Annotated in this window: 18 protein-coding genes; 4 read left to right on the top strand and 14 right to left on the bottom strand. The window is 48.3% G+C overall.

The window, feature by feature from the left end; translation table 11 throughout:
- Positions 1-771: 771 nt before the first annotated feature.
- The 3 genes from I6L74_RS03160 to I6L74_RS03150 are packed head-to-tail and all read left to right on the top strand — an operon-like array spanning position 772 to position 2,638.
- Entirely contained in the window at positions 772-1,317 is a 546-nt protein-coding gene (locus tag I6L74_RS03160) for a tetratricopeptide repeat protein (protein WP_059177768.1), read from the top strand.
- A gap of 59 nt (positions 1,318-1,376) precedes the next feature.
- A complete protein-coding gene (locus I6L74_RS03155; RefSeq protein ID WP_059177769.1) occupies positions 1,377-1,853 on the top strand; it encodes a sigma-70 family RNA polymerase sigma factor in 477 nt (158 codons plus the stop codon).
- Entirely contained in the window at positions 1,850-2,638 is a 789-nt protein-coding gene (locus I6L74_RS03150) for an anti-sigma factor family protein (protein WP_059177770.1), read from the top strand. Before I6L74_RS03155 ends, I6L74_RS03150 begins: the two co-directional genes overlap by 4 nt.
- Here I6L74_RS03150 and I6L74_RS03145 read toward each other — a convergent pair.
- The 12 genes from I6L74_RS03145 to I6L74_RS03090 all read right to left on the bottom strand — a co-directional run bounded on the left by I6L74_RS03145 (position 2,633) and on the right by I6L74_RS03090 (position 9,943).
- Positions 2,633-3,184 (bottom strand): YceI family protein, encoded by a 552-nt coding sequence (locus I6L74_RS03145; protein ID WP_059177771.1) that lies wholly within the window; start codon positions 3,182-3,184, stop codon positions 2,633-2,635. The genes I6L74_RS03150 and I6L74_RS03145 overlap by 6 nt on opposite strands.
- A 119-nt stretch (positions 3,185-3,303) precedes the next feature.
- Entirely contained in the window at positions 3,304-3,660 is a 357-nt protein-coding gene (locus tag I6L74_RS03140) for a KPN_00521 family repetitive protein (protein WP_059177772.1), read from the bottom strand.
- A 129-nt stretch (positions 3,661-3,789) separates the two neighbouring features.
- Positions 3,790-3,945, bottom strand: coding sequence for a hypothetical protein (locus I6L74_RS03135; RefSeq protein ID WP_164841588.1), 156 nt, complete (start codon positions 3,943-3,945; stop codon positions 3,790-3,792).
- A 154-nt stretch (positions 3,946-4,099) separates the two neighbouring features.
- Complete coding sequence (locus tag I6L74_RS03130; protein ID WP_059177773.1) at positions 4,100-4,954, bottom strand: PA4780 family RIO1-like protein kinase; 855 nt, start codon at positions 4,952-4,954, stop codon at positions 4,100-4,102.
- A gap of 619 nt (positions 4,955-5,573) precedes the next feature.
- The gene (locus I6L74_RS03125; protein WP_004390416.1) at positions 5,574-5,894 is read right to left on the bottom strand and encodes a TA system toxin CbtA family protein; all 321 of its coding nucleotides are present in this window, start codon (positions 5,892-5,894) and stop codon (positions 5,574-5,576) included.
- Positions 5,895-5,927: 33 nt separating this feature from the next.
- Positions 5,928-6,293, bottom strand: coding sequence for a type IV toxin-antitoxin system YeeU family antitoxin (locus tag I6L74_RS03120; protein WP_032819787.1), 366 nt, complete (start codon positions 6,291-6,293; stop codon positions 5,928-5,930).
- A 31-nt stretch (positions 6,294-6,324) separates the two neighbouring features.
- Entirely contained in the window at positions 6,325-6,546 is a 222-nt protein-coding gene (locus I6L74_RS03115) for a DUF987 domain-containing protein (protein WP_059177774.1), read from the bottom strand.
- A gap of 8 nt (positions 6,547-6,554) precedes the next feature.
- A complete protein-coding gene (gene radC, locus I6L74_RS03110; RefSeq protein WP_059177775.1) occupies positions 6,555-7,025 on the bottom strand; it encodes a RadC family protein in 471 nt (156 codons plus the stop codon).
- Between the two features lie 69 nt (positions 7,026-7,094).
- On the bottom strand, positions 7,095-7,916 hold the full coding sequence (locus I6L74_RS03105) for a DUF932 domain-containing protein (protein ID WP_004390419.1): 822 nt from the start codon (positions 7,914-7,916) through the stop codon (positions 7,095-7,097).
- A 539-nt stretch (positions 7,917-8,455) separates the two neighbouring features.
- Positions 8,456-8,635, bottom strand: a complete 180-nt coding sequence (locus tag I6L74_RS03100; RefSeq protein WP_004390421.1) for a hypothetical protein — start codon at positions 8,633-8,635, stop codon at positions 8,456-8,458.
- A 50-nt stretch (positions 8,636-8,685) separates the two neighbouring features.
- Entirely contained in the window at positions 8,686-9,540 is an 855-nt protein-coding gene (locus I6L74_RS03095; protein ID WP_254204912.1) for a hypothetical protein, read from the bottom strand.
- The gene (locus I6L74_RS03090; RefSeq protein WP_004390423.1) at positions 9,509-9,943 is read right to left on the bottom strand and encodes a hypothetical protein; all 435 of its coding nucleotides are present in this window, start codon (positions 9,941-9,943) and stop codon (positions 9,509-9,511) included. The genes I6L74_RS03095 and I6L74_RS03090 overlap by 32 nt, the downstream gene beginning before the upstream one ends.
- A gap of 593 nt (positions 9,944-10,536) precedes the next feature.
- Between I6L74_RS03090 and I6L74_RS03085 the strand changes: the two genes are divergently transcribed.
- Positions 10,537-11,160 (top strand): inovirus Gp2 family protein, encoded by a 624-nt coding sequence (locus tag I6L74_RS03085; RefSeq protein ID WP_032819788.1) that lies wholly within the window; start codon positions 10,537-10,539, stop codon positions 11,158-11,160.
- A 356-nt stretch (positions 11,161-11,516) separates the two neighbouring features.
- Here I6L74_RS03085 and I6L74_RS03080 read toward each other — a convergent pair whose 3' ends face one another.
- Together I6L74_RS03080 and I6L74_RS03075 are read right to left on the bottom strand one after the other, a co-directional pair.
- Positions 11,517-13,049, bottom strand: a complete 1,533-nt coding sequence (locus I6L74_RS03080; protein WP_004390424.1) for a YfjI family protein — start codon at positions 13,047-13,049, stop codon at positions 11,517-11,519.
- Positions 13,050-13,196: 147 nt separating this feature from the next.
- Positions 13,197-13,415, bottom strand: coding sequence for a helix-turn-helix transcriptional regulator (locus I6L74_RS03075; RefSeq protein WP_004390425.1), 219 nt, complete (start codon positions 13,413-13,415; stop codon positions 13,197-13,199).
- Between the last annotated feature and the right edge of the window lie 38 nt (positions 13,416-13,453).

Here is a 13,453-nt window from a genome sequence, read left to right as displayed (position 1 = left end):
ATAATGACTCCTGACAGTTTTTTAATGGCGTGTAAGATGAAGCCTGCTTTTTGCGGGTAATGAGCGCCCCCGGCGGAGTCGCTATTTATTGAAATAGTGCTCACCGTCATTTTTTAGAGCGATCGATGCCCGCCAGCATATCGAGTGGCTACATCAGATTATTCAAAGGATGTACTGTAGATAATGTCTATTTTTGCTTTGTTATCTGTTATTTAAAATCCTGTATTTTATAGCGGTATTATTTTGGGGTGCCTGAAAATGATATAGCTATAAATAACGAATTAAGCAAATTAAGCGCCATTGATATCGCAGTTAAGTCTATCTGAAGTGACTGTTTACGTACGCGTGTTTATCAGCCTTTTCGCCGCTGATGTGCCCTGCGTAAGGCTTTTATCGCAGGATGTTTACAGCGCTGGGAATTCAACGGCCGTATTGGTCTATGAATATATTTTTCGGGGGGTTATGTAAATATTCAGTCAATTTAGAGAGGCTAAAGTTTTAGTTTAGGAGTGGTGTATAATAGAGTTTAAGATATATTATGTTTACGCCCACCGTTTGAAATAACACTGGCAATATAGAAATGCTGTGCTAGTTAAATGGGGTAATTAAGCTGTCGTTAATCTTTATTTAATTTAATACCCGGCGCTTGCGTGAGGAATACGCAATCAGCATGATTTTTATATCAGTAAAAAATTTCATTTTCTTCGAATAGAACGGGAGGCTCAGGCGTTTACACCTTGTTCACCTGACCAACACCCACAGGAGTAGAAAATGAAAGTTAAATCGCCACTTTTTAACCCCCGTTCTCTGGCTATCCCAATGCTGTTATTTTGCTTACAGGCACCACAGGCATTGGCGATGGGGGATAACAGTACCGAGAGCAAAACGCCCGATTGCCCGAAAGGCCAGGTCTACGACAGCACGACGAAACAGTGCGTGCCGGAGAAATCGACCCGCCTTAGCGATCGGGATAAAACCAACTATGCCTATCATCTTGCGAAAAAAGGTGAGTATCAGGCCGCGTTGAATTTGCTGGATACGCTGAAAAATGCCAATACTGCTGAGGCGTGGAATTATCGCGGGTACGCGACGCGTAAGCTCGGGCGCACGGACGAGGGAATCGGTTACTACCAGCGTTCGCTTGCCCTTGAACCGAATTACGCCAAAGCCCGCGAATATCTGGGTGAAGCCTGGATAGTGAAAGGCCGCCCGGATCTGGCAAAAGAGCAGCTGCAGGTTATCGCCGGAATTTGCGGCCAACACTGCGAAGAGTATCGCGATCTGCAGAGCGCGATTAACGGGCATCCGGAATCCTGACCCTTACAGGAGCGCTAAAAATTACCACCAGTGATGTTCGCCAACATCTTGCAGCCCATCTGACGCGCCTCTGGCGCTATGGCCTGGTGCTGTCTCGCAATCGGGATCTTGCTGAAGAGCTGGTTCAGTCCACCTGCGTGCGCGCGCTCGAAAGGAGCGCGCAATACTCTCCTGGCACGCGTATCGACCGATGGTTGTTCTCGATTCTTCATTCGATTTGGATTTCCGATCTCCGCGCTCGCCACGTCAGAATGGGGCAGGGATTCGTGCCCAGCGACGAACTTATCGCCCCGGATACGCATGGGCAGGATGAAGATCGTATGCACTACCAAAAAATTATGCAGAGCGTGAACGGCCTCCCGGAAGCGCAGCGTAATGCGGTGTTTTTAGTGTATGTCGAGGGCTTTACCTATCAGGAGGCGGCAGACACGCTGTCGGTGCCGATTGGCACGATAATGAGCCGACTGGCAACGGCACGGGCAACGCTTGCGAAATCAGCCGCCGTGCGGCCTGTGGCAAAGGAGAAACGATCTTGAACTCGCTACGTTTTACTCCCCCCTATGACGATGATGCGATAGTCGCCTGGCTTGACGGCGAAATGGAAAATGCTGACGCTCAGGCCTTTGAAAAGCAGCTAAACAGCGATGAATCCCTCGCTGCACGTACCGCTGAGCTGATGAAAAGCACGCAGGATTATCCGCGCGCTTTTGCGCCTTTACTGGACGATGCGCCGTACGCGCGAATGCAGGCAAAACTGGACGCTTATCTGGACGCCCAGTCGACGAAACGCACAGGCGTGAGCCGTCGGGCAATGATCGCCGCGTCGCTCAGTTTCCTGGTTATCGGGTCGGGATTGGGTTATCTGGTGCGCCCGTCCGGTGAGAACCGTGACGAAAATGGCCATATTCGCGATCTCGAAGCCCAATACATGTCGCTCTATAGCGCTGAGACTTTGCTCGATCTGGACAGCTCACCGTCAATCCTTCAGAAAGGGCTGACGCGAACTGCCCAGGACATTGGGCTAAACCTCCAGGAGCAGCAACTCGCATTGCAAAGCGCGGAGCTGAAAATGGTCCGCATCCTGCGCTACGAGAGCACATCTATTGCGCAGATAGCCTGGATCCATGCAGATTACGGCCCGATGGCGCTCTGCATTTCTCCGCTGGAGCAGCAGAGTCGCACGGACATCACCCGTGAAACGCGACACGGCATGAACGTCGCGTGGTGGAATAGCCGGGGCTATCAATTTGTGCTTATCGGACGTAATCCTGCCGAGCAGTTGCATGAAAGCGCACGGCATTTGCACTCTGCGCTGTCATGATTTGGCATGGATATCAATTTTGATATTGATGCGATCGTCGACCACCATGGCGAATTTATCCATGTGCCAGGCGGAACGTGATATGGCGGTCGTCGCCTGAAGGGAGATTTCATCGGTCACTTTGCTACCTTCCAGCACCGCCTCAAGGATCACCGGACGCTGAACATCTTTGACCTGTAACGAACCAAATACCCTGAAACGACCGTTCCCGAGTGACACTACTCGGGTGCTGCTGAACACAATATTGGGGTAGCGCGCGGCATCGAAAAACATGTCACTTTTAAGCTGCCAGGTCAGCAGGCTGTTAGAGGCGACCAGCGTCGAGACGGGGATTTTCACGTTGATGCGATCGGCAAATTCATTTTCGGGATCTAACGTCACATTTCCCGTCGCGCTGTCGAGATTAGCCCAGGAAAGAATGCCGCCGAACGCGTGCCAGGAGAGGGTGATAGGTGTGCTATGCGTATCAATGACATAGCTGACAGGCATTGCGCGTAGGCTCGGGCACAGCATCAGCGTTAACAAAAGTAGTGTCAGGCGAGTCATCGTGGGATCTCCATTAAGCGACAGGGTGTAAACGCATGGAGTCGGAAAGTTATTCGAAAAGTTTTTAGGCGGGCAATAAAAAAGGCCGCGAGGCGGCCTTGGGTAGGGGAGAAAAGGGATTATTCAGTGACTTTCTTTTCAAGCGTCGCTGCGCCTTCTTTGGTCTTATTCCAGCCTTTCTCTGTACCTTCTTTAGTGGCATCCCACCCTTTCTCGGTACCTTCTTTGGTTTTATGCCAGGCTTTCTGCGAGTCTTCACTCACTTTACTGCCAAAGCTTTCGCTTTTGCCTTCCGCGGCATGTTCAGATTTCAGCTTCAGCTGTTCACCTTTGTGCTGCTCTTCATGCAGTTTTTGCTTGGCGTTGTTCGCGTTTTCATTCGCAGCGGCAACGGTATCGTCGGTTGCATGTGTGGTTGCGGCAAAAACAGGCGTCGCCAGCAGAAGTGCAGATAATGCAATAATTGTCTTTTTCATAATATCCTCAACTAACGTTATTCATGTTATGAGCGTGTTAAGGATGGCACGAGCGAAGCGGCACGGCTCTAGGAAAAAACTGTAAGTGGATCAGTGGGCTTTGAAGCGTGGAAGCGTTTAAAGGAGATTTTACAGCGACAGACCTATCACCGCGTTGACCACTGAGGAGATCATAAACACGCCGCCGGTTATCAAAAAAACACGCTCTTTACGCGTAGCCGCAAGCGCGAGCATGACGATCGCCACGACGAAGAAGGGGATGGCGATGATGCTGAACGTGTTCATAAGGGGGCCTGCGAATAATAGAGGTCAGAGTTAACAAAACATCCTAATGTGAAACGCGCCAGTGGATAAGCCGTGAAATTTAATAGGGTGGTTAGGCTGTTTGCATACTGTTTTATACGACATAAGCCTGGCAACAACCCCTCTCTTTCCACCGCTATTGATCGTCGCGTTCCTGGGCTGCGCGCTGCCGATCGTAGTACTCATCTTCTGCCGCAATAATTTCATCCATCAGTGAGCCCATATCGACATCCTGAAGCTCTTCGACAAAGAGACCGGTCAGCGGGGATTCTGGGGTCAGCTTCCCGTCTTCATATAACGCCCAAATTTCTTTCGCATAACGCGTTTGCAATAGTTGCGGGGCGAACTGGCCGTAGTAGGCGGTAATGTTGCCCACGTCACGTTCAAACATAGATTCTGCGTGGTTGTTCGCGGCGGCGTCGACGGCCTGCGGGAGATCGATAATCACCGGGCCTTGGGCATCCAGTAATACGTTAAATTCAGATAAGTCGCCGTGCACAATGCCAACGCATAACATGCGAACGATATTGCGGATCATCGTATGGAAATCTGCAACGGCGCTTTCTTCCGTTAACGTCACATCGCTCAGGCGCGGCGCGACCATGCCCTCTGCATCAGTCACCAGCTCCATCAATAACACGCCATCAATACACATATAGGGTTGCGGGACGCGCACCCCGGCGTTCGCGAGGCGGAACAGCGCATCGACCTCGGCCATTTGCCAGGTCTCTTCTTGCTGCTTGCGTCCGAACTTTGAGCCTTTTTGCATGGCGCGCGAATTACGCGTGTTACGGACTTTGCGCCCTTCCTGATAATGCACGGCCTGTTTAAAGCTGCGCTGCGAGGCTTCTTTGTACACTTTGGCACACTGGATTTTGTCGCCACACATGACAGTGTAAACGTCGGCTTCTTTGCCGCTTTTGAGGCGCTGAAGCACATCGTCTACCAGACCGTCATCGATCAGGGGTTGGATTCTGTTTGGAATTTTCATGCCGCTTTATACCTTATTTCAGGTGCTTTTCGTACCAATAATACAGGCGGTGATACTGAAAATGAAGGCTGCGACAGACCGATGTGAATGTCAGGGTAGGGAAGGCACTTAACCCCGTTCAGATTTGCCAGTGAGGCGCACCTTGTTATAGCAGAGGGGTTCGTTTTGTCGCGTTTAGCATTAGGTCATAAAACGCATTGGCATGGGGGGCAGCACTCAGTGAAAGTCATTCGGTGACTACGAGAGGCGCTGTCTTGGGTCTATCACCGCACGAAAGGGGATATGATTAAGGTACGTTTTGCCATCTCCCTAAAACTTCGCCCACTAGCACAGGATGAAGATGCATTATCTTGGACAACTATGGACAAATTGAGGGCACAAAAAAGCCCGCAGGGCTTGCGCCGTGCGGGCTCTTAGGACTTCATCGGATGACTCTGGTAATCACCGATGGAGAATTTTGGTGGGCTGGGGGAGTCTGAATTGGTGTTGTAATTCATTGAAATAACTTAGGTAACCTCTAATTCAACTTTTCTTTGGTGCCTATACAGGTGCCTAAAAGTTTTTTCACCCCTTTTTGATGAGAAAAATAAAGCGAGATAGGGAGAAAGACTTGCGCTATTTATGTGTGCACTAATCCGGTAGCTCGCCTGGCTCTGAGTAAATCGATAGTAGTCAGGAATGGTGTCTGCTCTTGCCAGGTGAATCCTTTACGGTCGATGCGCACCAGTTCATAGCGTTCCACCAGGAAATTCACCGCATCAGCAAGTGTGATACCCGCCTCGATATGTTCCTGGATGGCTGAATCATCATGGAATGGTGTGTCGTTGAGCGTAAGACCGTAATGGTGTTCCAGTAGGTACGTTAACAGTTGCTGCCAGACCTGAACGGGCGACAGGCGTGGCGAAACCGGCACCGTGGCCGGTACAGTTGAAATATGCATGAGTTGAGTCCCTGATAAAGGAAGAGGAAGGTGTTACCTGGTTACGGCTGACTGGGGATAAATAGCGATGTAAACGTAACCATGAGAGCCGAGAGTGTCAGCTTCACAGGTGAGTCCATTGTGATGCAGAGTGACGCAGTGTTGACAGCGGGGATCAAGCTCTCCAGTGGTGAGCATCCGCTCTAGCTGTTTCATCATCAGTGGAAACACCTGGTCCAGACGCAATGCTTCATCGTCACTGAATGAGCCATCAAACCCAGCCCGATCAGTCAGAAAGTAGAGACGGTTGCCTTCCTGTACCAGGCGAGCGCCGAAGCACGGCGTGATATTACGTTTTAATCCCCACTGAAGGCAGGATGCGTTCTCCGCTGATGAGCCGGATAAGGTGGTCGATTGCATTAACATATTCCTTAATGACTGAGAGAAGTGATTAATTCATCGTCACGCTGCGAAGGATGGCATATGGGCCTGCGCGATCCTGACGACGCTCAACAAAAACAGCGAGTACACCGCTGATATTCTGAACTTCACGTCCGTAGTAATGGCAGACACTGCCATGCCACTGGTAGTGACCTGTACAGAAGGCAGATAACCGGGATTCGGGATGCTGACGATAAATATGCATCGCCTGGCGCTTACTGATGATTTTCATTCTGCACCTCACAACCAACCACATTCAGCAAAAGACACCACTTCGTTCCCAACAACCAAATGATCCAGCACTCGCACTTCTACCAGTGCTAACGCTTTCATTATTCGCTGGGTGATGTGTTTATCCTGCTGACTGATTTCTGTCGTACCAGACGGATGGTTATGCGCCAGAATTACTGCAGCGGCGTTGTGCTTCAGGGCTGACTTCACCACTTCGCGCGGATGTACTTCGGTATGGCTAAGCGTGCCGGTAAACAGCGTTTCTCGCTCCAGCAAACAATGCTGATTGTCGAGATACATCACGATGAAGACTTCCCGCTCCAGGTGAGCCATCTGCAGTTGCAACCAGGTTTTTGTGAGGCTGGTGGAGGTAAATGACTCACTCGGTTGACGCTGGTATTTCTCCAACAGACGTAATGCTCGCCGGATGACTCGCTGCTCGTTTGCTGGAAATACGGGGGATAAATTGATCGCAGGCATGGCTGCTCCTTAGAAGAAAAAGCTCTTCCTAATCTTCGGAAAGGCGTTAAGAGAAAATAGAGGAAGGATTCATAAAGCAAGCTGCAGCATATTCTCGGCCATCACCCAAAGGGCACGATTGAGTTTCACATCACCGTCGATACCTTTAACGGCGCGTGTATGTGCCCGTTTACCTTTGGTAGTTCGTCCAGACAGTCCACCTTTAATCAGGTTTTCCTGAATACGCTGGTAAGTGGTCCAGAGATCGTTACTTTCATCCTGCCAGCGGCGCGGAGATAGTATCTGCGATTCCGTCACCGGCTGATGTTCTTCACCAAAGCGATAGGTTAATGCTGCTTTCGCCATTGCCTGCTGTGCCGGTGGCGGTAACAAAAGCGACTGCATGGCATCGCGCTTCTCTTCCACCCGGTCAAAAATCCCCAGTACTTCGTAAGCCCCTTCAATGACTTTCTCCACCACGTTACCTTTATGCGGCACGCGTACTTCCCCAAACGACTCACCACAAATCAAACCATTCTGACAAACTGAACGAAATAATCCCGGTAGCATCTGGTATGAACTGGAGCCGTCGTGGCTATTAAGGAGGATGATTTCTGGCACCTGTTTGCCAGTGATCTGGCCTTCGCGACGCAGGCGCAGCATGTGTTTGGTGTGATCTCGCTTGCTCTGGTCCCGAACTCGGGTCTGGCAGGCAAAGAATGGCTGGAAGCCTTCGCGTTGTAGGTTATCGAGCAGGGAAATAGTCGGGATATAGGTGTACCTGTCACTGCGGGATTCATGTTTATCTTCGCTGAAGACACTCGGCACATAGTGTGCCAGTTCGTCACGGGTTAACGGGCGGTCGCGGCGAACAAGATTGACTGAGCCGAAGCGGCTGGCTAAACGGGTCATAAAAACTCCTGTAGAGAATGGGCATAAAAAAGGCCACCCCGAAGGATGGCCCTGTCTGTTATTAATGAGTCTGATTAGGTCGCTGGCGGTAACGTTGGTTGTAGCGCAGGTGGCACTAGTTCTGCTGAGTCGTGTCTTTCGGCCCCGGTAGAGCTGGAGTTGCGCCAGTAACGGGGCTTTCCGTGACTGGAGATAAGCCAGGCACCATTCCCTTCTGACAACCAGTCTGACCGGTACGGGCAGAAGCTCATAAGCCTTACTGAACACCGACTCGATAAATACATCGTCACTGAGTTTATCTTCAGCAATGTTCAGCAAGCCGTTGATAACGATAATTTCGAGCAATCGCTTATATCGTGTAGTACGGGATTCTGGCACTTCTGTCGTTTGCTCACTGACACTTTCTTCAACCCGCTCAACCGGATTATCAGTGGAGGAAACATTTCGCCGTATACTGAATTTCTCTTTCAGTCCTTTGAGTTTCCCCTGGGTATTTTCAGACATATAACTTTGATCCTCTGAGCGCTCAGAAAGGGTGATCAGGCGAGTGTGGCGAGTTTTTTAATGATGCGTATCAGACTCAGTGTGGTGAGGCTGGCTCCCAGAGCTTTAACCGCAACAGAATTGCTGCGCATCAATGTCACACCGGCAACACTCAAAACAAGCTGCCAGGTACAGTCCACGGTTGGTGGCGTTTCCTGCTGTAATGTTTTTCCCACTGAACCTCCATTAGCTGAATGCCGAATAAAAAGTTATCTCACTGATAAGGTTATTTATAACCATTGGGAACCCAATGGCCCTGCTTACGGATATCAGTAATGATGTCTCCCTGGTTGATCGAAATAGTGCGCCAGCCCGGCTCGTTGGCGGACGGATTACCGTAGGTATACCCCACTGACATAGTGAATGCTTCACCCGTCGTGGTGGTTAAATCTGCTTCATATGCCGCTTCGGTATTTTGTTTACGGATGAAACGCACGGTATTAATGGCACGACAACGCAAAGTACTTTTGGCATGTTCAAATGAGTTATCCGCCATCTGGCAACCTTCAGATTTAATTTCATCCGTCAGGCTTGTCGAAGCATTAAAGTTTTTAGGGGCAGGAACGAAATTAGCCATATCGCTGCGCATTGTTGGCGGATCTGTCTGAAGCACAAGATAAACAGGACAATCTGATTTTCCGACTTCACAGGCTTTTGCGACGTAATCACGTACCAGCCAGCCTTTATTGCCGAAATATTCAGCACCGCTCTCGTCTTTACATTGTGACCACGTGGCTTTTTGTCCCATCATCACGCCGTCTACCAGGACGCAGGTAACGGCTTTTACAGGCTTCCCGTCCCAGCGAACAGCGTCAAAGGGTTGAATGCCGGTATGATTCACATCAAGCGTATAAGCCTGCGGGTTCTTCGCTATCCTGTCATTTGCCTGTTTCAGTTGATTACTGCCTTCCTGAGTCAGAAAGAAGGTATAGCGTTCGGGATGTATGTCGCCGTGAATTGTCATTGCAGACGAGACCAAAGGAATAAACAGTGCTGCGGAGCTGAGAGATAAAATAACGAGTTTACGCATAAGGTTTCCTTTCAGTTTATTAATGATTAATACAGTCCTGCCAGGTGGCATCAGCCAGCGCCTCATTCAGCCCTTTGGCGATGAATTGTTTAGATATAGCGGCATTCATAGAGGTCATTTTTATAACGTCTTTTTCACTTGTCGCTTTTAGCGCAGTAAAGGCCGTTTCATCCAAAGGATGGTTCGTACCATTGATACTGACTCCAGGTTCAGAAAGTCCTGTTTGTGACGAGACGCGGTAATCCTCTGCAGGCATGCTGTAAGCAGCAGACAGCTTTCCGCTTGTGCAGGTCAGTGTGAGTACTTCACCTGAAGCATTTTGAGTATTGAGTTCAAACTCCATGGCACTGATGTTTCCGTACCAGTCACCCCATTGCTGGTCACCCTGTACGGCGCTGGCACTGTGGCTCAGCAGCAGTAACCCAGCCAGAGTTGCGTAATGGTTTCTGAGCATTCAGTTTCCTTTCCTGATGATTTACATACAAAAAAGCCCGCTTCCGTTTTAAGGGGAGCAGGCTGATCGTATTGATTAAATGATGCTGCGGATAATCGTTAATACAGATCAGTTTCCAGGAATTGATCGTTATCATCTATTAAAATATCGATCAATCCATCTTTATCAATAGGTTTAAGCTATCTAATGTTGAGTATCGATCGGTGCGACAGATCAACAAGTTGCAGCAACCGAATGACATTAGTCAGACTGATTCATTTGGGTGATATAGGTTTGAAATGATCTGTAATACAATTTTATCCGTCGAATAAATCACAAATCATCATAATGCTGATTACTCATTTTAAAGTATCTAACTTCAGAGTGATTATTGACTATATTATGTAAGTTAATTGATGTTATTAAGTGTTTCTTTCTTCTATAGCAAAAATGCCTGTCGGTTAATATTACATGTCTGATTGGTATTATAATAATAAAGATGACTTAATACAGTTAAGTCAATAACATTGACTATTTCCTAAAATGTAAATTTGAATGTATTAATTAACTCTTCTTGCAGATTGTATTGAGATGAATAACACAAGGATTGAAGTATGAGCAACGATATGGGTTACAATCAGCATCACATCAACCGTATTCATGAAACACTGCAGAATTCCTTACGTGAGTACCCAAGGACGTTTATCCTGAATATTATTCTGAGGTTTCCTGATGCTAATTACGAAAGCTATAAGACAGATCATCAATTGATAACCCGCTTTATGGAGTCGTTAAAATCACAGATTAAACAAACGCAGAAGAGAAAGGTAAAACAGGGTAAACGAGTTCATCCCCGTAACGTTCGTTATGTATGGGCGAGAGAGTTCGGTGAAGAAAAAGGAAAGAAGCATTATCATGTGGCATTGATGCTGAATAACGATGCCTATTACAGTGCCGGTACCTATTATCCGATACAGGGACATTACGTTCACTGTCTGGGATTGATGATTATGGAGGCATGGATCAGAACGTTGAACCTTCACGCATATCAGGAGTATCAAAAAAAATATTATCCCCTGATAGAGTTTGTACATGAAGGTGATTTTAATTTGAATGCAAATGGGGAACATTTTGCCTGGCATTACGATACTATCATGAGAAGACTGTCTTATCTGGCTAAGCGATTTAGCAAAGATAATTCTGACAAACACAGGAATTTTGGTTGCAGCCAGTCCTGAATCATTGAGAGGTCCAATCAAAACCACAATCTGACACGGCTGTAGCAGCGCTGTAGCGACACAGGCTATAACAATAGAGCAACTTGTCTGAGCTGTAATGCTTCCTCGCTAAACTGTGTTGAAGTGATTCCGTCTGTCCCGTGCTGGGTGATTTGTGAGCAAAAGAGCAGGTTTCATTTGCGGGTACTTTCCAGAATGCCGCTACAGTTCGCTACAGTAGCGGTTGTAGCAGAGGAGCAATGTATCACTGTGTATTTTTCAGATGGATAAGGCTCGCGATCTCCTCCGGACCACGAGCCTGTGTATTGTTGCGTTATCCAAAAAAATAGTGCTCAGGTATGAGGTAGCTATTCTGGCTAAGTAGGGTTCTGAGGCGAAGGTGGCTGTTTATCATCATAAAATGGCATATAGCGACCATCGTTCATGCGCCAGGTAATATAAATCGCCGGGTTTTCAGGGGATTTAACAATATAAGCGAAAACACCTGTGTTCATGATGGCATTCAGCAATGGTTCCAGTCTTTCGCTGCGGCGAAATTTGTTCGGACCATATTTAATGACATCGTTCTTTTTGAACGGTAAGCCATTAGTGGACCTGAATTTATGATAGATCCACTGAGTCAGTATTTGCACGTCCTGCTGGAATTTATACTCATCCGTGAACTGATAAAACCAGGCCGCGGTATGATTGAGATACCAGTTCATCATCGCTGATGCCCGCGAAATAACATCAAGAGTAATAATGTCGTCGTCTTGGTTGGCGAAGTAATTCAGCAACGCAGCGATACGCAACGCATTCGTACTGGCTTTAAGTACCATGGGTTTGATATATGACCAGGCACCACCCGGGAGTATGTATCTCAGCCAGTTTTCACGCATCGTCTCCCAGTGGACTTCAGCTTCAGGTGAAAGCTTGAGAACCTTTTTCTTACCTTCACCTGAATTAATTTGTTTAAGCTGTTGCCCGAGTAATTTACCAATCAGGTCGTGAAAGCAGGTTAAAGCACTTTCATCACGGTAAGCGGTAGCCGGACGATAATGGTGGCTCAACACACAGGAACTCAGTGTGTTGTTTGGGGTGATATTTGAAAAGAGAAAGCGGGATAAAAAACCGCTCTCTAATGCTTTATCACCATCCTTTTTCATGTAATCGAAAAAAAGCGAAGGCTGTAACATCAATGACACCGTCAGCGTGGGTTTAAAGCACTGGGTGGCACGCTGATGACGATTATGCTCATACACATCGCCATCCCAGGCTTTATTGAAGAACGCCAGATTATCTTTAAGACGTGCGTCAAAGAAGTTGCTTGCTTCATCAGAAATCAGACCTGCGCAGGGATAGGCATTCAGGCCAGCGATGAGCGCGGCAAGCGAGGTGTCATTGTAGACCAGCGTCGAAAGTAGAGGCTTGACGGGTTCAACCGATGCGTGAGATTTCAGGGCTGCCTGGGCCTCGTCTGTACACTGGTCTTTTTTAACTGCATCGCGCAGCTTACTTTCCAGCGCCTTCAAACTGGTTTTCCAGACGACATAATCTTCGCGCCAGACAACCATGTTTACCCGATGCGATTCGGCCAACTCAGCCCTGAAAGCATCAAAGGGTTTCATTACCTGTTTGCTGACGGACGATTTGCCCGTTCCTGAATCAGCGAGCGTCAGGATGTTGAGTGAACAATGCTCCTCCGTGCCCGTGTAGGGATTGAGTACATTGATATGCGAATGGCAGGCCAGCGATACTGCCGCTAAAACAGCGTTCACGGCCAGTACAGTCGGTACTTTTCCACCATCCTGAAGATAGTTGATGGCGTTTTGCATTATCAATGGCAATGCATCAACGGGGAAGGGACTGGCAGAATTAACCAGTGGAAGTGCAGGGGGTAAATATGACATTTCAATTTCCTTTTTTTCAATCCAAATAACGCAGGGATGACATCACCGATGCGACTAACCCTGCCGGGTAAGGGCATGCGGTGAATGTTTTTTTATGTGGTATTTCAGGATGCTCCTTCGACAGTCGCCTGCAGAGGAGAGAGAAGATCAGAGCAGTGCGTGTTTGCGCTGCAAAACCCAATCGTCAAGTTCGGATTCGAGCCAGCCAACTGATTGTTTACCTAGAGGGTAGGGTTTCGGGAATGCTGGGTCATGACGTGGGGATTTGGCATTGAGCCAGTCATAGATGGTGGAACGAGCGATGCCGAGTTTGGCCGCAACTGCTCGCATGCGCAGGATTTTTACCGTCCGGGTGTAGGTGGTCATCTTTCTACCTCATTGAACTGTAAGGATGTAAGTTATTT

The organism is Lelliottia amnigena, from assembly GCF_019047465.1.
In the GTDB taxonomy this organism is placed as follows: domain Bacteria; phylum Pseudomonadota; class Gammaproteobacteria; order Enterobacterales; family Enterobacteriaceae; genus Enterobacter; species Enterobacter amnigenus.
The sequence above is the reverse complement of the archived record's forward strand: the minus strand, read 5'-3'. Positions and strand labels throughout refer to the sequence as shown.

Coding starts and splice junctions, on each gene's coding strand:
- I6L74_RS03160 (WP_059177768.1), top strand. CDS start 772: ATGAAAGTTAAATCGCCACTTTTTAACCCCCGTTCTCTGGCTATCCCA.
- I6L74_RS03145 (WP_059177771.1), bottom strand. CDS start 3,184: ATGACTCGCCTGACACTACTTTTGTTAACGCTGATGCTGTGCCCGAGC.
- I6L74_RS03140 (WP_059177772.1), bottom strand. CDS start 3,660: ATGAAAAAGACAATTATTGCATTATCTGCACTTCTGCTGGCGACGCCT.
- I6L74_RS03135 (WP_164841588.1), bottom strand. CDS start 3,945: ATGAACACGTTCAGCATCATCGCCATCCCCTTCTTCGTCGTGGCGATC.
- I6L74_RS03130 (WP_059177773.1), bottom strand. CDS start 4,954: ATGAAAATTCCAAACAGAATCCAACCCCTGATCGATGACGGTCTGGTA.
- I6L74_RS03125 (WP_004390416.1), bottom strand. CDS start 5,894: ATGCATATTTCAACTGTACCGGCCACGGTGCCGGTTTCGCCACGCCTG.
- I6L74_RS03120 (WP_032819787.1), bottom strand. CDS start 6,293: ATGCAATCGACCACCTTATCCGGCTCATCAGCGGAGAACGCATCCTGC.
- I6L74_RS03115 (WP_059177774.1), bottom strand. CDS start 6,546: ATGAAAATCATCAGTAAGCGCCAGGCGATGCATATTTATCGTCAGCAT.
- radC (WP_059177775.1), bottom strand. CDS start 7,025: ATGCCTGCGATCAATTTATCCCCCGTATTTCCAGCAAACGAGCAGCGA.
- I6L74_RS03105 (WP_004390419.1), bottom strand. CDS start 7,916: ATGACCCGTTTAGCCAGCCGCTTCGGCTCAGTCAATCTTGTTCGCCGC.
- I6L74_RS03095 (WP_254204912.1), bottom strand. CDS start 9,540: ATGCCACCTGGCAGGACTGTATTAATCATTAATAAACTGAAAGGAAAC.
- I6L74_RS03090 (WP_004390423.1), bottom strand. CDS start 9,943: ATGCTCAGAAACCATTACGCAACTCTGGCTGGGTTACTGCTGCTGAGC.
- I6L74_RS03085 (WP_032819788.1), top strand. CDS start 10,537: ATGAGCAACGATATGGGTTACAATCAGCATCACATCAACCGTATTCAT.
- I6L74_RS03080 (WP_004390424.1), bottom strand. CDS start 13,049: ATGTCATATTTACCCCCTGCACTTCCACTGGTTAATTCTGCCAGTCCC.
- I6L74_RS03075 (WP_004390425.1), bottom strand. CDS start 13,415: ATGACCACCTACACCCGGACGGTAAAAATCCTGCGCATGCGAGCAGTT.